This is a genomic window from Nostoc sp., assembly GCF_036916735.1.
In the GTDB taxonomy this organism is placed as follows: Bacteria; Cyanobacteriota; Cyanobacteriia; order Cyanobacteriales; family Nostocaceae; genus Nostoc.
This window is the reverse complement of sequence record NZ_JBALFV010000125.1, coordinates 82,293-104,044: the sequence shown is the minus strand read 5'-3', so window position 1 is coordinate 104,044 and position 21,752 is coordinate 82,293. Positions and strand designations below refer to the sequence as shown.

Here is a 21,752-nt window from a genome sequence, read left to right as displayed (position 1 = left end):
TAAAAAACTTAGGGGCGGACAGCCGCCCACCCCTATAAAAATCAGGTAACACCAAAGACAACCACTAAGCCCAAAACCGCCCCAAACACAATCAAGGCATAAAATTGAGCGCGACCATTTTCTAGGTACTTCAGACCTTCACCACTGACAAGGGTAAAAAAGCCTGTGAGGTTAACAGCACCATCGACAACGCGGAAGTCAACTTCCATAACTTGTCTAGCTACGCGACGCAAGCCAAGGACAAAAACCCGATGGTAAATGTCATCAAAGTACCACTTGTTGAGGGATAACTCATAAAGTGGTTGGATTTTAGCAGCGATCGCAGCCGGATCAATCTTACGTCCCAAATACATTAGCGAAGCAAAGGTAATCGCAATCAAAGAAATTCCCACTGAGGCACCCGCCATAATGTAGAATTCCGTCGGATTGAACTCGGCAGCTTTTTCTATAACTTCAGAGAGGGTTTCACTAGGAGGAAAGATAAACTCTTCAAAATAATTGGCATAGGGAGTTCCCACCAAACCAATCAAAATCGAAGGCACAGCTAACAGTGCCAACGGCAGCGTCATTGTCCACGGCGATTCGTGGGGGGAGTCGCTGTGATGCCCGTGGGAGTCATGGGAGTCATGATGCTGACTAGTTGCCGCCAATTCTCCTTTCTTCATCGCCCCAGGTCCAAAATTCGGAACTGGTTCTTCTGACTCTAATTCCAGGACAATTGTCGCCGCAGCTTTCTTAAGTTTTTCCTTGATTTTCTCGTCAGTACCCCGGAATTTACCTTCAAATGTCGAGAAATACATTCTAAACATATAAAAAGCAGTAATCCCGGCAGTTAGCCAACCGATAAACCAGAGGAGTGGGTTAGCCTCAAAAGCCTTACCCAGAATTTCATCTTTTGACCAAAAACCAGCAAAGGGTGGGATACCAGAAATTGCCAAGCAACCAATTAAAAAGGTAGTTGCTGTAATAGGCATATACTTTCGCAGTCCACCCATCAAGCGCATATCTTGCGCTAAGGCGGGGTCATGTCCAACCACACCTTCCATACCGTGAATAACAGAACCTGAACCCAAGAACAGCATCGCCTTGAAATAGGCATGGGTCATCAGGTGGAATAGTCCCGCACTGTAGGAACCTATTCCCATTGCCATCACCATGTAACCGAGTTGGGAAATGGTGGAGTAAGCCAAACCCTTTTTGATGTCATTTTGGGTAATGGCAATGGTTGCCCCCAAAAACGCCGTAAACGCCCCAGTAAAGGCAATGACATTCATTGCGGCTGGAACGTCTTCAAATACTGGGTACATCCGGGCAATCAGGAAAACACCAGCCGCCACCATTGTTGCCGCATGAATCAAGGCAGAAATGGGGGTGGGGCCTTCCATCGCATCTGGTAGCCAGACGTGCAGGGGGAATTGGGCTGATTTCGCCACTGGACCTAAGAAAACTAAAATTGCAAACAGGACAGCGAGAAAATTGCTGATCGAACCTGATTCAACAAGTTGAGCGAGGCGATCGCCCATAATATTAAAATCAAAGCTTCCTGTTGCCCAGAACAGTCCCAAAATGCCGAGTAACAAACCAAAGTCGCCCACGCGATTGGTCACAAACGCTTTTTGAGCGGCATCTGCTGCTGACTTGCGATCAAACCAAAAGCCGACCAACAAGTAAGAACACATCCCGACCAATTCCCAGAATATATAAATCTGTACTAGGTTGGGGCTGACCACCAGACCTAACATTGAAGAGCCAAACAAACTGAGATAGGCGTAAAACCTCACGTAACCGGGATCGTGAGCCATGTAGCCATCGGTGTAAACCATGACTAACAACGCTACCGTTGTTACAATCACCAGCATTAGGGCTGTCAGGTGGTCAATAGTGTAGCCCATGCTCAGGTGAAAATTACCTGCCGCCGCCCACTCAAAGGTGCGGATATAAGGTGCGTGTCCTTGAATTTGACTCCATAGCAAGGCAAGCGACAGCCCCATAGCTGCTGCCATCATGGAGATAATCACTACAGCATTAAGCTGACGGAGGCGGTTTGTCACCTGATTCAATGAGATTAACCCTAGACCGACCAGCATTGCCCCAAGAAGAGGGAACACCGGAATCAGCCAGGCATACTGATAGATTACTTCCATGACTGACGCCTACTTTTAGAATTCTTGATTAGCGTGTCCAAACTGTTAATAATTGTGACATACACCCTTTAGGATAAAATAACCCACCCAAGACTGAGTTGGGTGGGGTGTTAAGCATGGTTTTAGATTTGGGCATTGGGCATTGGGCATTGGGTATTGGGCATTGGGCATTGGGCAAAACAGTTCCAAGTTCCGAGTTCCGAGTTGTAAGTAAAGAAATGGGATTCCCTACTGGACATTGGCACTCCCTCATCTCCCTCATCCCCATGCCCCATGCCCATCAAGCAGACCGACACTCTAAGTCCACTGTTTTTGAACTTTTGTAAATTTTCGGGCAACTGCTGTACTTAGCTTTAATCTCTTCTAAAGCTAGACGTAAATCTTCTCTACCGCCAAAGCATTCCAAGCGATGGCGAATAGTGCCATTTTCAATCAATAGTAAAGTGGGTAGTGATTTGAGCCTATAAGTAGTAGACAATTTAAAATTTTGATCGGCGTTAACCCCAACTAATTTAATTTCTTCCCCACATTGGGCTTGAAATTGCAATAAAAGTGGGTGGATAATCCGACACAAGCCACACCAAGGTGCTTCAAAATTAACTAAAACAGGAATAGGTGATTCTAAAACTTCTTGAGTAAATGTCCGCTCACTAACCGACAACACCATGACGCCTCTTGGATTATAAGGTTTTTATATTAAACTACCTCTCAGCATTTAAGTGAAAGATTGGCAAGTCAGTAACTGCCGATAGATGCTTTCAGGAACCAAATCTCAGGACACAGAATAATTAGGCAAGAATTGAGCGTGTTGATGTGTCTCTGACAATAAAAGCCAGCGCCACTCTCACGGTGGCTTTTTTGGATGTTAGGCTCCTGATTACTGTGGCTACCTGAGGATCTGACTGAATCTGCCATTTTTCCCCAAGGCAAGGTAACTGACCAACAACTACCAATTTAAAATCTTAACTCGGACTTAGACCACCCCCATCGATAGATGTTTGAACTTATCCTACATTGATTTAGGGCAATTGATAAGCTGAAATCCTTATCTATTTTGGATTTTCTGCTGACACTGGGGATCGCCTAAATTTCCCATCTTATCTTACTAGTTGCTTCTAGCAACAGAGGGTGCGACAACCAAAGCAAAACTATGAAAATGGCAACTCCCAAATAGGAAGGGCGAAGAAATTCCTGCCATTTGATAGATTGACGCCCGTCAATAATTGCTTTAAAGGGAATAATTGAAGTTCGTTGTTTGGCAATTTCAAAGGCTTCCCCATAGCGATCGCTCAAACGGCGATCGCCGTGCCAAACTCCAAACAAGTGATGTAACACTAATCCAATGGAAGTCACAAGGGTAAAGGTAGTACCCAACCACAGAGTATGAGCAACACACCAAATTATTTGTCCTACCATCTGAGGATGACGCGTAATCCGAATAATTCCTGTTTCATAGAGGTGAACTTGGGGCTTTTGAATGGCAGCAATTTCTAGTAGATTGAAGGTAGCAGGATATAAAAATAAAAACGAGATAGCTGACAGCAGCCAAACAAATTCTCGCACTCCTGGCACTCCTTGTACCTGCCAAAGTTGCAAACCATCATATCGATGCCCAAAAAAGTAAATAATTAATATGACAGCCAAAGGTAGGCTAACTAATGCAAAGAGAACGCGATAAAGCCTTGAGCCAATATATTTTTCTGCCCAAGGACGCAAAGCAGCGCCTCCACTGTGAGCGATCACAAAAACTATTTGTAGCCCCAGCATGACAAAATGACTGGGTGTCAACCAAGAAATCAACAGCATATACACGGGTGAAATAATTTAAAGAAAATGGAACTCAGTACAACCAATACCACAAAGTATTCAAAGGGAGACTTTAGTCAAGATGTTGTACTACTGTCTTTTTCGAGTCAAATTTTCAAGTTTAATATGCAACAAATCATACCTGGCTGATTGTTGCCAAACCTGATTTGTTCTGTGCATCTGCTCCTTTCAAAGTTTGTGGTTTGAGCCTTATGTCTGACCTTCCTTTCACTTTAGATCAGTTACGTATCCTCAAAGCGATCGCACAAGAAGGAAGCTTCAAGCGTGCCGCTGATAGTCTTTACGTTTCCCAACCTGCCGTCAGTTTGCAAGTGCAAAATCTCGAACGGCAGCTAGATGTCCCCCTATTTGATCGGGGAGGACGACGCGCCCAATTAACCGAAGCAGGGCATCTACTCCTAAGTTACGGTGAAAAAATCCTCAGTCTGTGTCAGGAAACCTGCCGCGCGATTGAGGATTTACAAAATCTCCAAGGCGGTACTTTAATTGTCGGTGCTTCTCAAACCACCGGCACTTATCTTTTGCCTAGGATGATCGGTATGTTCCGACAAAAATATCCAGATGTGGCAGTGCAATTACACGTTCACTCTACCCGGCGGACTGCTTGGAGTGTCGCTAACGGACAAGTTGATCTGGCAATTATCGGCGGTGAAATTCCTGGTGAACTATCAGAATCCTTGGAAGTTGTTTCTTACGCTGAAGACGAACTAGCGCTAATCCTACCTGTCTTTCATCCCTTTAGCAAACTGGAAAAAATTCAAAAAGAAGACCTATACAAATTACAATTCATTTCCCTAGATTCCCAATCGACTATCCGCAAAGTAATCGACCAAGTATTAGCACGCTGTGAAATCGATACCAGACGTTTTAAGGTTGAAATGGAATTAAATTCCATTGAAGCAATTAAAAATGCTGTGCAATCTGGTTTGGGGGCTGCCTTTGTTTCAACTAGCGCGATCGCTAAAGAGTTACAAATGGGTGTTCTACACCGTACCCCCATTGAAAGCGTTGTCGTCAAACGGACACTATGGCTGATTTTTAATCCTAATCGCTATAGATCCAAGGCCGCAGAAGCTTTTAGCCGGGAAATTTTGCCCCAGTTTGCTAATCCTGGATGGAGTCAAGATGTGTTAGCATTGGCACAAAAAAGCATAGTGATATCTACATTGGACATAGCGACCTCCACCTCTTCCGCCCAAGACTAAAATCTGGTGATTATTCCTACCCCTAGAGCTTCTACGTCATTTGTCCGATGTTTTTTGTAAATAACCAATGAGCAAATAATTCGTAATTCATAATGGGCTACGCCCCGCTATGCTAACGTAATTCGTAATTATTATTTCATAGCTTTTCGCCTATCGTACCGTAGACAAGCTAAGAATTTGACATCAGTAAAAAAGTTTCCTGTTCTTAATAAAGAAGTTGAGTTTTTATATAACCTGATTGAATTACATAATTCGTAGCGGTAGCAAGTCCGCGCTCGCTCTTAGGTCTCGCAGAGAGCGTCATTACGCATTATCAATTAGGAATTATTTTGGTCAAAAAGAAAAAGGTACAGAGCAAGTAAATTTATTTATGGAAAATAAAAACATGTATTTATTGACACCTAGTACCAGGAATACTACGTCAGTTGACTCAAGCAAACGCATTGCATTTATGCGTGGCGAAAGAAATTGCGAATTGTGAATTGCGAATTGGTTTGACTAATGACTAATTACGAAAATGGAAGTTTACTGTACTCGTCCACGTTGCCCACGTCCACAAAACTATTTTGCCGATTTAGATGATATTACGACGCTGAAAACAACGCAGCAGAAGTACTGTACTACCTGTGGTATGCCATTGCTGCTAGATGGTCGATATGTACCCGTAAAGCTACTGGGAAGGGGGGGATTTGGAGCAGCCTTTTTGGCACGCGATCGCCGAATTCCAGGAATGCGTCAATGCGTAGTTAAGCAGTTTCAACCATCGGGAAATTTAACCTTAAATCAACTGCAACAAGCACAGTTGATGTTTGAGAGAGAGGCAGAAGTTTTATCACAACTGGGTAACGATCACGAGCAAATCCCTGACTTGTTTGCTTTCTTTCCAGTAATAGTTAATGGTTTGCAACCAGGACAGCAAGACCAGTTTTTTTATTTGGTACAAGAATATATTGATGGGCAAAACTTAGAGGAAGAATTAGTTCAACAAGGCAAATTTTCAGAACAGCAAGTGTTGGAGGTGCTGCAAGAAATCCTGAAGGTGCTAAAGTTTGTCCATCATAGAGGCATTATCCACAGAGATATTAAACCCTCTAATATCATGCGCCGTCGTGATGGTAGACTTTTTCTCCTAGATTTTGGCGCAGTTAAGCAAGTAACAAATGCTGCACTTGGTTCTGCTGGTTCTTCTACAGGAATTTATTCTATGGGATTTGCACCGCCAGAGCAGATGGCTGGGGGTCAAGTCTTCCCATCTACGGATTTATACGCATTGGCTGTAACTATTATTATTTTGTTGACAAATCAAGAAGCAGGTCAACTATTTGATGCCTATAGTAACCAATGGAAATGGCGAACGCAAGTAACTGTCAGTTCTCACCTTGCTGACATATTAGACAAGATGCTGCTACCTGCTGCCAATCAGCGCTTTCAGTCAGCCCAAGAAGTTTTAGATGCACTTAACTCACAAGCAGCTCATGCTGCTACACAACTTAATTCCTCATCTGTAACACTTCCACCTCAACCACCCAATTCTAGTCCCGTCGTCCCCCGCCGCTTACCAACTCAACCAGCATTTTCGACAGTGGAATTGCTGGGTGGGGCGGCATTTAGTGGATTTGAAGGGGCATTAATTGCGATCGCTCTCTTCAGTCTAGTAAAATCACCAATAGTTACTTTGACTACTTCCGCTCTGATTTTAGCTATATTAATTTTTGCCCAAACTAGGCGGTGGATTGAAAAGTTCGATTTATTAATTATTCCAACAATTAGTTTTGCGATTATTTTTTTTCTGCCCTTTTTACATAGGGGACTTAACATTCAAGTAGTAGTTTTTTTAGCAGTTGGAGCAGGCTTAGTAGCGATTTCCTTAACAGCCATATTTCGACTTATTTATAAATTATTATCTCTAATACTTTAAAAACCCTTGCTGCTAACAGCCACCTATGTCTCAAAAAAATGAAACACTTAGTCTTTTCTTAGCTGCTATCATCACCATTGGCTTAATTTTTACTGGCTTATGGTTTTTTATGGAACGGTGGGCGCAACTAAATGGAACTGTTCCTAAACCTTCGGGGAGTAACAATACAGATAATCCCACAAATCAGTTTGTCAATAAATGTAACGTGTCAAATCTTCCAGAGGGAACATTCAACTATGGTGGTAGTACAACTTGGGCACCCATTCGTAAAGACGTAGACTCTGTACTAGAAAGTCTGTGCCCTCAATTTACTTTACGTTATACTCAACCTCCTTCAGGTCAACCAGGATCTGGAACTGGGATTCGGATGTTGATAGATAACCAACTAGCTTTTTCTCAATCTTCTCGCTCAGTCAAGGCAGAAGAAAATGCCGAAGCTAAACAAAAAGGATTTAGTTTGAAAGAAATTCCAGTGGCGATTGATGGAATTGCGATCGCAGTTAACCAAAATTTAAATATCCCTGGTTTAACTGTCGCCCAACTCAAAGATATCTACACGGGCAAAATTACTAATTGGCAACAGGTAGGTGGTCAAAATTTACCAATTACAGTCTACTCTCGCACCAAAGAAGCTGGGGGAACAGTGGACTTTTTTGTGGAAAATGTTTTAAATAAAGATAATTTTGGTACTAACGTTAATTACGTTACTACGACCACAGAAGCAGTACGAAAAGTAGCTGCAAGTCCTGGTGGAATTTACTATGCTTCTGCCCCAGAGATTGTAACCCAGTGTATGATTAAATCTCTATCACTAGGGCGGACAAGCGGTCAATTTGTGCCTCCATACCAAGAACCCCTTGTATCTCAATCTGAATGTCCTAATAAACGTAACCAGTTGAATAGTCAGGCTTTTCGTAGTGGAGATTATGCAATTACTCGCAATTTATTTGTAATTGTTAAACAGAATGGTCAAACAGATCAGCAAGCTGGGGAAGCTTATGCAAATTGGCTGCTGACACCTCAGAGTCAAGAACTGATCGAAAAGGCTGGATTTGTCAAAATTAAATAAGCAAAATGGTTAAAGTTAGCGGAATAATCAAATTATGACTTATACAAAAAATCTCTGAAATTTTTATTGGTCGTGCATCTAGAATTGTTGATTTTTTATCTCCAAACGTAAATTATACAAATAATAAATATTTTAATTTTATTTAAATTTGTTCATGTCACAAAAGAATGAAACTAAAATTTTAGCTTTGACCCTGCTGCTGACAGTTGGAATAGTTGGCGGTGGTGTTTGGTGGTTTACTAACAATGGGGTCAAAATTGGTAATAGTATCACCCAAAATCCCGAAATAGGCAGTAATCCATCCTTACAAAACCGCATTAGTTTTGGTGAAAACTCCTTGATTCTCGGTGACATTTCTCCAATCAAAAAAGAAGGAGTACAAGCGATCGCAGCTAAAAGTTATGATAAAGCGATCGCTAATTTCACAGATGCCCTAAAACTCAACCGTAACGATCCAGAAACGCTAATTTTTCTGAACAATGCCCGGATTGGTTCTTCCAAAAGTTATACCATTATGGCTTCTGTACCATTCGGCACTGACCCCAATGTTGCTTTAGAAATTTTACGTGGTATCGCCCAAGCCCAAAATGAAATTAATACCTCTGGAGGAGTCAAGGGAGTGCCGTTGAGGGTAGGGATAGCTAACGACGACGACAATCGAGAAATAGCCAAGCAAATCGCTTCTAACCTAGTCAGCAATTCAGAAGTATTAGGTGTAGTTGGGCCAAATACTAGCGATTCCACCTTAGCCGCAGGTACTATTTATACTTCAGGACAACTTGTAGCAATTTCTCCTACCAGTACATCTGTCAAAATTTCTAACTTTAGCCACTATGTTTTTCGCACGGTTCCCAGTGATTTTATGGCTGCTAGAAGTTTAGCCAACTATATGGTAAAAACTTTACAGAAAAAAAATGCAGTGGTTTTCTTTAATTCTCAGAGTAACTATAGCCAGTCTTTAAAGTCGGAGTTTGTCTCATCTGTTTCCCTAGAGGGTGGACAGGTATTGAGCGAATTTGATTTGTCTCAGGTGGGTTTTAGTGCAGCTAAAAGTGTAGAACAAGCAACTAAGCAAGGTGCAGAAGTATTGATGTTAGCTGCTAACACTGAAACTCTGGATAAAGCGCTGCAAGTAATTCAGATTAACCAGAAAAAGTTAACTCTGCTGGCGGGAGATGATGTTTACACCACTAAAACTTTAGAAATTGGCAGAGAACAAGCTGTGGGAATGGTATTAGCAGTTCCCTGGCATATTGATGGCGCTCCCAAGTCAGATTTTGCTCAGAAATCCCGGCAGTTATGGGGCGGTGACGTGAGTTGGCGAAGTGCCCTCAGCTATGATGCCACTGTCGCTCTAATTGCGGCATTAGAACGCAATCCTACACGTTCTGGAGTCCAACAAGCACTTTTTTCCTCTGACTTTTCGGCCACTGGCGCTTCTGGTACAATTCGGTTTTTAGCATCAGGCGATCGCAATGCGCCAGTCCAACTTGTAAAAATTGTTCCTGGTTCTCGTTCCCGTACTGGTTATGACTTTGAACCAGTGCATTAATCACCGGAGAAAGACAGAAATCATGAGTGTATTAGCTTAGTTTATCTTTCTTCATATAGTTTAGTTTTATTAGCTATTTCTTAACTTTTAATTAATTTTCAGGCAACAAAATACAGAAGTAGCAATTTTTAGCAACTGGTGAGGTATGAGTAACTAGCAAACCCAGAGTGCTAATGGACAAGTGGTTTAATACCTTGTCTGTTGTGGGAAATCAAGAATAATTTGATCCGGTGAAAATCGGATCAAATTATCAATGCAGTCACTTTTGACTTCGGGATTTTCCTTTATATCTTCAAGCCTAGCTATAGCAGCATTTTTACTTTGGCATTATTTTCGGTGTGTAAAAAGCGCACTTACCTAAACTATGGGCAAAAATACTAAGACCAAACTTATACTGAGTGCAACACCTTTGAGAAGGTTATCGCAAGTAACTGCCACCGCAGCGCTTGGTTTTGCTATGCTTGCAGCTATTGACACAGATCATGCCCAGGCTGTCAATTTGAAAACATTTAATATTTCCGGAAATTTTGCTTCTGCATCTGAGGATGGTTCAGTAGGGCTACCTGTGAATTTAGCAAATGCCTCTTTTAATGGAAGTTATACAGTAGATGTAGATCAATTACCTGCTTCTAGTTCTTTTGTAGATTTGAAAAATTGGACAGTTAACTTAGTCAAGGATAATACTATTTTACGAACATTATCCAACAATTTGGCTGGCAATACAGCTTACATTCAAGAGAACATACTTGCTTTTTCAGACGCAGGGTTATTAACAAAGCAAAACAATAAATTGTACAGTTTTGAACTGAATTTTGACAAAAGCTTCACAGGTACAGATAGCACCAATGATGGAAATTTTTTAGACAATAGTGACCTTGGAAATGTCAAAAATTCGGGCATTACTGCCGTTACTTTCGCTCAAAGTGAGCCTGTTCCTGAACCTCAAAGCATTGCCGGAACAGTAGTTATTGTAACTATCGGTTTGTCGCTGAAAAGAAAGCAAAAAACTTAAATAGCAGCACAACTTTGCTTATCTTCAACGGTATTACTTTTTTCTAAATTTCGTAACCAAGAAAGCACAGTGTAACCAAAATGCCTATTCTAAATCAATCAAATGCTTGCGGTATATGAATATAAATTCTGAAAGACGCATAGCAATATTAGCTAGATAGAAATTACTAAGGAGATGTGCTTTGAGAAGATTTACGAAGTTCTATTTTGCTCTAACACTCTTGCTACTTCCGTCCTTCATCGTCCCGGCGATCGCAGAGGATTCTTCTTTACAGCAAGTTTCGCAACCAAAATCAACCGTTACGACTCAGCCAGATGCAACGCCAGACGTGGCGCGATACTTAAACAATCCAGGCAAGGAACCCCAGCTACCGCCGAAGTTACTCACAAGGCTGCTTCAGGAGCGGATCAAGTACGTCTTCGTCATCTTTAACGAAAACCACTCCTTCGACAACGAGTATGGCACATTGCCCGGTGTGAACGGACTCTACTCAGATGGACAAAAGCCTCGTGACCCCAAGAAAACGCCGGGCTTCACCCAGACCTATACGGATACTGACGGTGCAACCGTCACAGTTGAGCCATTCCGAATCGGATCTGAGCAGAACGCCAGTGCCGTTGACAGCGTTGATCACTCACACACTGGACTGGCAACTAAGCTCCACGTTGTGGACGGCAAGCCACGAATGGATCAGTTTGTCTACGACGAGTACACGCGGTTCGCGTCGAAGGGTGGAGCCGCCAATATTGCTGAGGGCAAGCAGTTCGCGCGTCTTGTCATGTCGCATATCGACTGCGACACCATTCCGTTCTTCTGGAAGTGGGCTAGTCGCTTCACGGTCTTTGACAACATCTTTGCTACTGAAGACACGCCCTCAACCCCGAATGCAGTGGCGATGATCGCGGGGCAGGGGGGTGAAACGCAATGGGTCAAGCACGGTGCAAGTGGCCAATCCTACACCGTAGGTAGCCACACTGGCACGACGCAGGGAGTACCCCTGGTCAACGATCCACAGCCCTTCTATGGCTCCCAGTTCGACACAACGACGGACAACAAACAACCTGCTGGCACGAAAGAGAGCTACGCCGATGGCAACATCTCCTCAAACCTGACCTTTGCGAGTCTGCCACTCACCTTCCAGGGGCGCGATATTCGCTCGGTCTTGGCTGGTAACAGGAATCCTTTATTCGATCTAGCCGACATCCAGCAGGATATCCCCTATATTCACAAACTCCAGACTGAGCCAGTCAATTGGCGCTGGTATCAAGAAGGCTACGATCTCGAACCGACCGATACCAACGGCATTGCTTCCCACAATGCCTATGTCACCCATCACAACGGCGCACAGTATTTCGGCTACATTGCCAATACGCCGGAGGTGAGCAAAAATCTTCGGGGGCTAAATGACTTTTTTAGCGACATAGCTAATAATTCGCTACCTAAAAGTGGCGTGTTCTACATTCGTGGCGGCTATACGAACCAACAGGGTCTGAAGCCGCCGATCACCAACCCCAACACCCCTGCAGATGAGATCGCCGCAATTAATGCTGCGAAGTCAGGTGATGACGACCATCCGGGCTACACCGATCGCCAACTCAGTGAGGGAATGGCGGCTAGGGCAATCAATGCGATCGCGTCAAATCCAAAAATCTGGCAGCAGAGTGCCATCATCATTACCTACGACGAGTCCGATGGTTTCTACGACCATGTACCACCAAGGATCTTATCTTATGGCCCTGATGGGCTGCCCCTCTCGCGTGGTGTGCGTGTACCACTGATCCTCATCTCACCCTACGCCAGGACGCACGCCGTCTCCCACGTCGAGGGCGATCACAACTCGGTGATCGAGACGATCAACACGATCTTTGGTTTGCCTGCCCTTGCCAGTTTGCCCGATGAAGCACAGGCACTCGCTGCTGGCAATTCCCCAGAGTTCAACAAGTTCGGGCCGCCAGGATTCCAGCAGAAGTACCTTGGTCCAAGAGACATCAATTCGCCGATCACCGACAGTTTGCTCTCAGGCTTCGATCCCAAGCGCCTGCTCGGTGTCTCACCGCCACTGCCAGCCTCCTTTGCGAAGATTCCAGATAATGTGGTGAAGACACTACCGCACTACGGCGGTAAAGGCTGTCGGGCGATCGGGATCACGCCAGAGGACAAGCGCCAGGGGATAATTAACAAAATCCCCAAGGGATTCAACGCGCTACCCAGCACTTATCCAGCCGCTAACCCTTAAATCAGTAAACAGTCAACAGTTATCAGTTATCAGATGTAGAGGGCGTAGGTTTTATACCGTTCACTAATCGGCGACATAGTGATTAATTTTCAGTTGGAAGTTTTCGCCCATCATATATTGGGGGACTTAAACCCAGTTATCAAAACTGATAACTGATAACTGTCCCCAGTCCCCATTTTTCAACATTCGCTGAGGATAATTCATGCGCTTCGTGTTAGTCTTCCTGACTCTGTTTAGTGTCTGTTGCTCAATTTCCGATGCTCAGGCGGGTTCTGTCATTAAACGTGTCAAGGAACGCAATGTGGTTCGCTGTGGCAGCGTAGAGCGGACGGGTCTAGCAACTTCAGCCGATCCAGGTGGCTGGAGTGGTCTAAACGTCGATATTTGCCGTGCGATCGCCGCCGCCGTGCTGGGATCTTCTGACCGCATCGAATATCATGAGTATGAGACACCGAAAGACTTCGATGCGGTGCGTAACCAGCAGGATGACGTATACTTCCTCACAGGCTCGGAGATTGAGGAGCAGAAATTGGCTGGTAAGCTGCTGCCTGGTCCGACTATCTTCCTAGAATCCAACGCGGTAATGGTGGCATCCACCTCGGCTGCACACCACGTCAGCGACCTGGCCGGAAAAAGTATCTGCTTCATGATTGGCAGTTCGGTTGAGCGCAGCCTCACGGCTTACTTGGGTGCGCTCCACAAAAACTGGTTCCGTCGGCCGTTCTCTGAAGATGGGGAGATGATCGATACATACAACGTGCAAAATTGCCAAGCTATTGCCGGTGAGATTACGACCCTCGCCAAGATTCGCCTCGACCCTGGGGTAAACCGATTATCGAGCCGCATCCTTCCAGAGTCACTGACGAACTTTCCGGTGATCGCCGCGACCGGAACCGAGGATGGCCAGTGGTCAGCGCTCGTCGCGTGGACAGTACATACATTGATCAATGCAGAGAGGCCGGAAACACACTGGTATGCAGGCGGTGCTGGGGCGATGCCAATCTTTGCACCAGATTTAGGTCTTGACAAGGAGTGGCAGCGCCGCGTTCTTGCGTCTGTAGGCAACTACGGCGACATCTTTAATCGCCATCTGGGGAAAGGCTCCCTACTCAAGCTTGATCGCGGATTAAATGCGAACTATTTCCGGGGAGGACTTCTTCTGAGTCCGTTCCTTGACTAATTTCAACCAAGTATAGAGGTGTCAGAATTTGTGAATAAAACACCCGTCTTCCAAATACAATCTCAAGTAGCAAGAACCTATCAAGTACTTATATTGAATGGAAGCGGGGAGAATTTACTATGTCTCAAAAAAATGAAACAACTATTCTTGTACTATCAATACTGATTACAGTAGGGCTAATAGCTGGCGGTTTTTGGTGGTTTACTAAAAAGTCTGGTGTTAACCTAAATACAATTAATTCTGATAGCTCCAAAACGCCTCAAGCTTCATCAGAAAAGCCTAGTGGCAATACTTTCACTTCAATACAGGATGTTCCTACAGGATTATTCAATTACGGGGGTAGTACATCTTGGGCACCGATTCGGCTGATAGTTGATCCAGCAATTCAAGCGGCGCGGCCAGAGTTTCGGCTCCGCTATGTAGAACCCAGTAATGCATCTCCTGGTTCTGGTACTGGCATTCAATCTCTCATAGACGGTCAACTAGCCTTTACCCAGTCCTCCCGACCAGTTCTAGATCAGGAATTAAACCGTGCCCAGCAGCGTGGGTTGACTTTAAAACAAATCCCTGTGGCAATTGATGGTTTGGCGATCGCAGTTAACCCCAACCTTAACATCCAAGGACTAACGGTAGACCAGTTAAAGTCAATTTACACAGGCAAAATCAATAATTGGAGCCAGGTGGGTGGCCCCACTATTCCGATTAAGCCTTATTCTCGCCGCATTGCTGATGGCGGTACGGTGGAACTTTTTGTCCAAGATATCTTGGGTGGTCAACCTTTCAGTTCCAATGTGGAATTTATTTCCACAACCACCCAAGCCTTGCAAAAATTGGCTGGCAGCCCTGGTAGCATCTACTACGCTTCTGCCCCAGAGGTAATTCCTCAATGCTCAATCAAAGCCTTGCCGTTGGGGCGGACGCAAGGGCAATACATTTCTCCATACCAAGAACCATCTGTCCTCCCGTCCGAATGTCCTGGTAAACGAAACAAATTGAACATTGAGGCTTTCCAATCAGGAAAATACCCGATTACCCGCAATCTGTTTGTGGTGGTCAAACAGAATGGTCAGACTGAGCAGCAAGCAGGTGTCGCTTACGCCAACTTACTGCTGACTGAACAGGGACAGGAACTGATTAGCCAAGCTGGGTTTGTCAAAATTCGCTGACTCTTGCGATCGTCTCCGGCGGGGCGTAGCCCATCGCACTCAAGACAGAGTGGCAAAAATCGCCGCTCTGAACTGTGCTTTAACCAGCTCTATTAATCGACTCTGCTGGCAAGCAAATGAGATTATCGCCTTGAGTCAAAATTAGACCACGTTGACGCAGCTTACCCATTAAACGGGTGACGGTAACACGAGTGGAACCAATCGCGCTCCCAATTTGGGCATGGGTAAGGGGGAAGGGCAGACAATAGCCGCGAATCACATCAGGATCAGTGTCGCTCATTGCTGGCTCTCCATATTCCTCAATTAACAATGTGAGAAATCCTAAGAGTCGGTCAATCGTGCGGCGTTGTCCCAAGGCACTCAGCCACAGTAGCTTACGCTGGTGCTGATACCTAAAGGCATCCATAACTTCACGACGGAAGTGAGGCCAGTTGTCTAAGTCATGCCAGTACATCCACAACACCGCAGTTTGGTCAACATGAGCGTAGGACTGGAGTGTGAATGGTGATTGGGCAACAATTTCAAATGGCTGTCCCGCTCCCACAAAACCCAAGAACGCTTCTTCTGGAGTTCTGTTAATTCGTCGAGACGTTAGCTGGCTAGCAGTCGCACTAACCTGGGCGGTTCCTACCATACGGATCGCACCCCTTTGCACCAAATATAGCAATCCAGGCCGGGCTGGAATGCGCTCATCTTTGCTAAAGGTACGGCAGCGGTAGTGTTCTTGAGCCCAGTCAAGAATGCGTTGCCAAGTTAAAAAAGGCCGTGATGCCTCAGAAAAGGAGGATGGAGATTGCATAGGTAACAAAGAGCGTTCGGCTGAAGACAAAGACGTAAAAAAAAGGGTGCAAGGAGTGTCTTTGTGTTGGCAAGGCAGGCTTAACGCCTAACAGCGCCAGCCAATACAAAGAATAGAAAGCAAATTACTCTCTACTCTTTTGTTATACTTCCTACTGTACAATGATGGTAGTAAAGGTTACTTACTATTCATCGATTATTCATCAAATTTTATCCTCTTCTCATTTTTCTTTATCTAAATTAAATTTATACCGCAAGATAGATGACAGAAAAGTAACAAATATATTTTACATAAAAAATCAAGTAATACTACGTGCCTTATAAATTACAAGTTAGCAAATATACGTCAATCAAACAGTTAATAAACAGTTATTTGATAAAAGTTATAAGCATTAATACTTATGAAAAAGAATATATATGCATAAAAAATGAAAAAATTCATCTATATAAAGGTAGAGATAATGATATAATTATATACACCTCAAGTGTGTCTCTGCGACTATCAAAATCTCAGAATCGAAAAGCGATGGAACTTGCTAGTGTGATCGCCTCAGATATATCAGGGATCTGTGGGGGCGTTTTTAGCATCCAAATAGTTCCTCCTGGTTTAATACATTTTGAATTAACTCACTTAACCTTAGCGGCTTGGTTACAAAACCTGGTATTTGGGAGTTTGGGGGAAGTAGGGGAGGCAGGGAAGGATGAAGACAAGGCGAATAACCAATGCCCCATACTTCGACTACGCCCTTCGGCTACGCTCAGGACAAGCTCAGTACAAGTGCCCAATGCCCAATGCCCAATACCCAATTTGTTTGCAGTTCAATATGCCCATGCACGCTGTTGTTCGCTAGTGCTTCTGGCTCATCGAGAGGGATTGATTAAACTTAAAGAACCAGTTCCAAATACTAGTCCAGCTTTTTGGAGTATTATCTCTCCTAATCCTTTACCTTGGCTTAATTGTGACGGAATATTGCGGCTTAATCACCCAGACGAGCGTCGTCTAATTGGTGAGTTAATACAAGTGGTAGACAACATAGATTCCCCTGATGTTAAGGGTTCTGTGAAATGGGAAAAAGTAGCGCTGAGTTTGAGCCAAGCTTTTGAAAAGTTTTGGTGTAATTGCCGGATTTGGGGTGAGGTGAAAATTACCTCACCAGAGTTAGCCCAAGCCAGACTCGGATTGCTTATGGCTACTCAGTCAGTATTAAGATTTGTGCTAGAGGAAAACTTAGGTGTTTTTGCGCCCTTGGAGTTATAAATCGGTAATGTGGCTTAGGCAAAAATAAAAAACTCCACCCACTAGGGGATGGAGTTTCCCGTCGCTTTCAATAAAAACTTTTATATATCTATTGACTCAATGCATCACCTCAGCTAAATTAACAGGTGTGTGAGGAGCGAACCAGCTAGGACACCGAGACGAAACACGGCCAGTCGTCGGTGTCCTTTCTGATTTATATTGGGTTAGGTTTGAAAAAGTACCGTGATTACAGCAAAAACTTTTCAATTGCTACTGCTGCTCCATCTTGCTCAACGCTGGGAGCTACCCACTGCGCGATCGCTTGCACTCTTGCTGGTGCGTTGCCCATAGCTACGCCAAGTCCAACATACTCTAGCATTTCCACATCATTGAAGTTATCGCCAATGGCCATGACATTGGCTATCTGTAATCCCAGTAATTCTTCGGCTAGGTAACGCACAGCAGTTCCCTTATTCACAGAGGCATTAGTTGCTTCAAAGAAAGTAGCAACAGATGTTGTCAAATAAAGTTCAGCAGGTGTGTATTGGCGGCGCAAATTCCCCAATAGGTGATCGATTACATCGGTGTCATCACACAAAGCAAGAATTTTTGTTGGTTCATTGGTTAAGACTTGACGCAAATCACCCACGGCAATCGGGGTAATATCAGAACGTTCTGCATAAATTTGGGTTTCTCTAGTTAACTCACGGACGTATAGTTGATCGTTGATGTAGAAGTGGACAGATAGGAGCGATCGCAACTCAGGCCGTTCAAAATAGTCGAGTAACTTGTGGGCGATTTCCCTGGAAACAGTCCAATGGCGATGAATTTTTTGAGTGAGCGGATCTTGAATCCAGGCTCCTTGATAGGCCATTAATGGTAGGGTAGAGCTGATATCTTGGTGAAAGCGCAAGGCTGAACGATACATCCTACCTGTAGCAATCGCTACTCGAATTCCTCGTGCTTGCGCTGCAACAATAGCTTGCTTTACAGGTTCGTTGATGGTGTTAGAGTGTCCAGCGATCGTGCCATCTATATCCAAAACTAGTAGTTTAATATCTTTTGCAGCAGCCTGATTATCAGTAAATGCCAAATGTGTAGCAGATGCTTTCTGCATAATGTCCTAAATTTTAAGTTCCAGTAAGAGGTTATACCATTTTGGATTTTAGATTTTGGATTTTGGATTGAGAATAGCGTTCTGAATCTGAGTTTACTGAATTGCGATCGCAGTAACGAAGCTTCTGGCTAAAATAGGGCTATGTCTGAAATCACTTCTACAACCGCAACACGCCCCACGTTCATCCTCGTAGATGGACACTCGCTGGCCTATCGTTCATACTTTGCTTTCGCCAAAGGGCGAGATGGAGGGCTACGTACCAAAACGGGCATTCCTACCAGTATATGTTTTGGTTTTGTCAAGTGCCTGCTGGAGGTAATGGCAACACAACAGCCCCAAGCAATGGCGATCGCTTTTGATTTAGGTGAGGCGACTTTTCGCCATGAAGCTGACGATACTTATAAAGCCGATCGCAAAGAAACGCCAGAAGACTTTATTCCCGACTTAGCAAACCTGCATGAATTGCTCAATGGCTTTAATCTACCAATTTTCACTGCCCCTGGTTACGAGGCAGATGATGTTTTGGGAACCTTAGCACAAAGAGTCACTGCTGCTAGGTATAGGGTGAAGATTCTTACTGGCGATCGCGATTTATTTCAACTAATCGACTCTGACAAAGAAATCACTGTTCTGAATTTTAGTCCAGATGCCCTAAAACGCTCTACAAATAGCATCACGGAATTTGAAGCAGAACAAGTCAAAGAAAAAATGGGAATTTTACCTTCACAAATTGTTGATTTCAAAGCTCTTTGTGGTGACAAATCAGATAATATTCCTGGGGTCAAGGGAATTGGTGAAAAGACAGCAGTGCAGCTGCTAAATAACTATGGTTCTCTTGATAATATTTATACTGCGTTAGATGAAATTAAAGGCGCAACTCAGAAAAAACTGGCAACGGGTAAAGAAGATGCCGATAGGTCTCGCTATTTAGCAACCATAGTTTTAGATGTTCCTATAAAATTTGATTTAGAAAATTGCAAATTAAAAGGTTTTGATACAAGCGTTTTAACACCAATTTTAGAAAAGTTAGAATTCAAGTCTTTTTTAGGCAAAATCAACGACCTTCAACAACGTTTTGGTGGCAAAGTTGAAGGCAAAGTCGAAGAAAGCCAAGAAGCTAAAACAGACGAAAATAATCTCAATTTTACTAACTCAGGATTCAGCACTGATGAAGATAATGATTTGTGGTTTTTCAGTGCTAGTGATACAGCAGCAGTTACACAACAATCTACTTCCTCAATTACACCACGCATCATCAATACTGAAGCAAAATTAACTGAGTTAGTGAAACTTTTGCAAAAATTCACTAAACCAGAAACACCCGTTGCTTGGGACACTGAAACTACAGCTTTAGAACCGAGAGATGCTGAGTTAGTAGGAATTGGTTGCTGTTGGGGAATGCAACCAGATGAAGTAGCCTATATTCCTGTGGGACATAAAACTGGGGAAAATTTACATAAAGATTTGGTGCTAAAAGCATTACGCCCAATTCTCGAAAGTGCCGATTATCCCAAAGCGTTACAGAATGGAAAATTTGACCGCTTAGTTTTAAAGTGTCAAAGAATTAATTTGGCGGGAGTAGTGTTTGATCCCATGCTGGCAAGTTACATTCTAAATCCTGATTCAAGTCATAATTTGATGGATTTATCGCAGCGATATTTGGGATTAATAGCAAAAAGTTATTTGGATTTAGTTCCTAAAGGTAAAACCATCGCTGATATAGATATTCCTGCCGTAGCAGATTACTGCGGTATGGATGCTTATTCTACCTTTGGCTTAGTGCCGAAATTGCGTGAAGAACTGGATAAAATTCCAACTTTGTCTAAGCTGTTAGTGGAAGTCGAACAGCCACTAGAAGCGGTTTTAGCCGAAATGGAATACACAGGTGTCCGCATTAATTCAGCTTATTTACAAAAACTTTCAGAGCATTTAGAAACTGAGCTAGCCAGGTTAAAAGAGGAAGCAACTAAAATAGCTGGGGAAAATTTTAACTTAGGTTCTCCTAAACAGTTGAGCCAAATTTTGTTTGAAAAGTTGGGGTTAAGTACTAGACATTCTCGTAAAATTCAAACAGGCTTCTCTACAGATGCAGCGACACTGGAAAGACTTCAAGAAGATGATAAAAGTGGATTTGTTGAGGCGATCATTGAGTATCGTACTCTATCTAAATTAAAGTCTACTTATGTTGATGCATTGCCTGCATTGGTGCGTCCAGATACACAGCGAGTGCATACTGATTTTAACCAAACAGCAACATCAACTGGTAGGCTATCTTCTTCTAATCCAAATTTACAAAATATCCCCATTCGTACAGCTTTTAGTCGCCAAATTCGTAAGGCATTTTTGCCAGAACCTGGCTGGTTAATGGTGGCTGCTGATTACTCACAAATTGAATTGCGAATTTTGGCTCATTTGAGTCAAGAGCCGATATTAGTACAAGCATATCAGCAAAATGAAGATGTTCACACTGTGACGGCGCGATTAGTGTTTGAAAAAGAAAATATAACCTCAGAAGAACGAGGGATAGCAAAAACTATCAATTTTGGCGTGATTTATGGAATGGGTTCTCTAAGGTTTTCGCGCTCAACTGGGATAGATAAAACCATTGCCAACGAGTTCATTAAGCGGTTTAATGAACGATATCCGAAAGTATTTGCATATTTAGAGGGAGTCAAAAAAGAAGCGATATCTCTTGGTTATGTAGAAACTATCCTCGGTCGTCGTCGTTATTTTGACTTTACTAATAACAGTTTACGCAAATTAAAAGGCAGTAACCCAAAAGATATTGATCTGAGTAAATTGAAGAATTTGGGTGCTTATGATGCAGGTTTACTACGCTCTGCTGCTAATGCACCAATTCAAGGTTCCAACGCTGATATTATCAAAATTGCGATGGTGAGATTGCATGAGGTTTTGAAGGACTATCAGGCGCGTTTGTTGTTGCAAGTTCACGATGAATTAGTGTTTGAAATTCCCCCTGATGAATGGGAAGAATTACAGCCACAAATTAAGTTGGTGATGGAAAATGCAGTCCAATTGAGTGTGCCGTTGCTGGTAGATGCGCGTGTTGGTGAAAATTGGATGGAGACAAAGTAAGTTGAACTTTGACCAAATAATTCGTAATGGGCTGCGCCCCGCTTCGCTAACGTAATTCGTAATTAATTCATTCAGGGTACAGAGCAAATTAATTTATTAATCAAAAAATAAATTTATTCATTATTCAAAACCACCCGCCTTTAAATGTGGGGTAATAATTACTCTCTTAGAACTTACGCACGAGTTACGGAATAA

16 protein-coding genes are annotated in these 21,752 nt (G+C 43.5%); 10 read left to right on the top strand and 6 right to left on the bottom strand.

Features of this window, described 5'->3' with window-relative positions; genetic code table 11:
- Positions 1-41 precede the first annotated feature (41 nt).
- The 4 genes from V7L20_RS31840 to V7L20_RS31825 all read right to left on the bottom strand — a co-directional run bounded on the left by V7L20_RS31840 (position 42) and on the right by V7L20_RS31825 (position 3,950).
- Complete coding sequence (locus tag V7L20_RS31840) at positions 42-2,144, bottom strand: NAD(P)H-quinone oxidoreductase subunit 5 (protein WP_334747913.1); 2,103 nt, start codon at positions 2,142-2,144, stop codon at positions 42-44.
- Between the two features lie 28 nt (positions 2,145-2,172).
- Positions 2,173-2,397, bottom strand: coding sequence for a hypothetical protein (locus V7L20_RS31835; protein WP_334747912.1), 225 nt, complete (start codon positions 2,395-2,397; stop codon positions 2,173-2,175).
- 27 nt (positions 2,398-2,424) lie between these two features.
- Entirely contained in the window at positions 2,425-2,811 is a 387-nt protein-coding gene (locus tag V7L20_RS31830; protein WP_334747911.1) for a thioredoxin family protein, read from the bottom strand.
- Between the two features lie 416 nt (positions 2,812-3,227).
- On the bottom strand, positions 3,228-3,950 hold the full coding sequence (locus V7L20_RS31825) for an NnrU family protein (protein WP_334747910.1): 723 nt from the start codon (positions 3,948-3,950) through the stop codon (positions 3,228-3,230).
- A 212-nt stretch (positions 3,951-4,162) separates the two neighbouring features.
- Between V7L20_RS31825 and V7L20_RS31820 the strand changes: the two genes are divergently transcribed.
- The 8 genes from V7L20_RS31820 (at position 4,163) to V7L20_RS31785 (ending at position 15,309) form a co-directional block, all read left to right on the top strand.
- Complete coding sequence (locus V7L20_RS31820; RefSeq protein WP_334747909.1) at positions 4,163-5,176, top strand: LysR family transcriptional regulator; 1,014 nt, start codon at positions 4,163-4,165, stop codon at positions 5,174-5,176.
- Between the two features lie 517 nt (positions 5,177-5,693).
- A complete protein-coding gene (locus V7L20_RS31815; RefSeq protein WP_334747908.1) occupies positions 5,694-7,094 on the top strand; it encodes a protein kinase domain-containing protein in 1,401 nt (466 codons plus the stop codon).
- Between the two features lie 25 nt (positions 7,095-7,119).
- Entirely contained in the window at positions 7,120-8,163 is a 1,044-nt protein-coding gene (locus tag V7L20_RS31810) for a PstS family phosphate ABC transporter substrate-binding protein (RefSeq protein WP_334747907.1), read from the top strand.
- Between the two features lie 154 nt (positions 8,164-8,317).
- Positions 8,318-9,715, top strand: a complete 1,398-nt coding sequence (locus V7L20_RS31805) for an ABC transporter substrate-binding protein (protein ID WP_334747906.1) — start codon at positions 8,318-8,320, stop codon at positions 9,713-9,715.
- 364 nt (positions 9,716-10,079) lie between these two features.
- On the top strand, positions 10,080-10,727 hold the full coding sequence (locus tag V7L20_RS31800) for a PEP-CTERM sorting domain-containing protein (protein WP_334747905.1): 648 nt from the start codon (positions 10,080-10,082) through the stop codon (positions 10,725-10,727).
- A 181-nt stretch (positions 10,728-10,908) separates the two neighbouring features.
- A complete protein-coding gene (locus V7L20_RS31795; RefSeq protein ID WP_334747904.1) occupies positions 10,909-12,963 on the top strand; it encodes a phospholipase C in 2,055 nt (684 codons plus the stop codon).
- A gap of 202 nt (positions 12,964-13,165) precedes the next feature.
- Positions 13,166-14,143 carry a hypothetical protein gene (locus V7L20_RS31790; protein WP_334747903.1) on the top strand — a complete coding sequence of 326 codons (978 nt, stop codon included), beginning with the start codon at positions 13,166-13,168 and terminating at the stop codon, positions 14,141-14,143.
- A gap of 119 nt (positions 14,144-14,262) precedes the next feature.
- Positions 14,263-15,309: a PstS family phosphate ABC transporter substrate-binding protein gene (locus V7L20_RS31785; protein WP_334747902.1), complete on the top strand. Its 1,047-nt coding sequence runs from the start codon at positions 14,263-14,265 to the stop codon at positions 15,307-15,309.
- A 79-nt stretch (positions 15,310-15,388) separates the two neighbouring features.
- Here the strand turns inward: V7L20_RS31785 and V7L20_RS31780 are convergent, their stop codons facing one another.
- Positions 15,389-16,108: a Crp/Fnr family transcriptional regulator gene (locus V7L20_RS31780; RefSeq protein ID WP_100901811.1), complete on the bottom strand. Its 720-nt coding sequence runs from the start codon at positions 16,106-16,108 to the stop codon at positions 15,389-15,391.
- Between the two features lie 525 nt (positions 16,109-16,633).
- Here V7L20_RS31780 and V7L20_RS31775 point away from each other — a divergent pair.
- A complete protein-coding gene (locus tag V7L20_RS31775) occupies positions 16,634-17,365 on the top strand; it encodes a DALR anticodon-binding domain-containing protein (protein ID WP_334747901.1) in 732 nt (243 codons plus the stop codon).
- 226 nt (positions 17,366-17,591) lie between these two features.
- Here the strand turns inward: V7L20_RS31775 and V7L20_RS31770 are convergent, their stop codons facing one another.
- Positions 17,592-18,461 (bottom strand): Cof-type HAD-IIB family hydrolase, encoded by an 870-nt coding sequence (locus V7L20_RS31770; protein ID WP_334747900.1) that lies wholly within the window; start codon positions 18,459-18,461, stop codon positions 17,592-17,594.
- A 141-nt stretch (positions 18,462-18,602) separates the two neighbouring features.
- Here V7L20_RS31770 and polA point away from each other — a divergent pair, with 141 nt between their 5' ends.
- Entirely contained in the window at positions 18,603-21,557 is a 2,955-nt protein-coding gene (gene polA, locus V7L20_RS31765) for a DNA polymerase I (RefSeq protein WP_334747899.1), read from the top strand.
- Positions 21,558-21,752 lie beyond the last annotated feature (195 nt).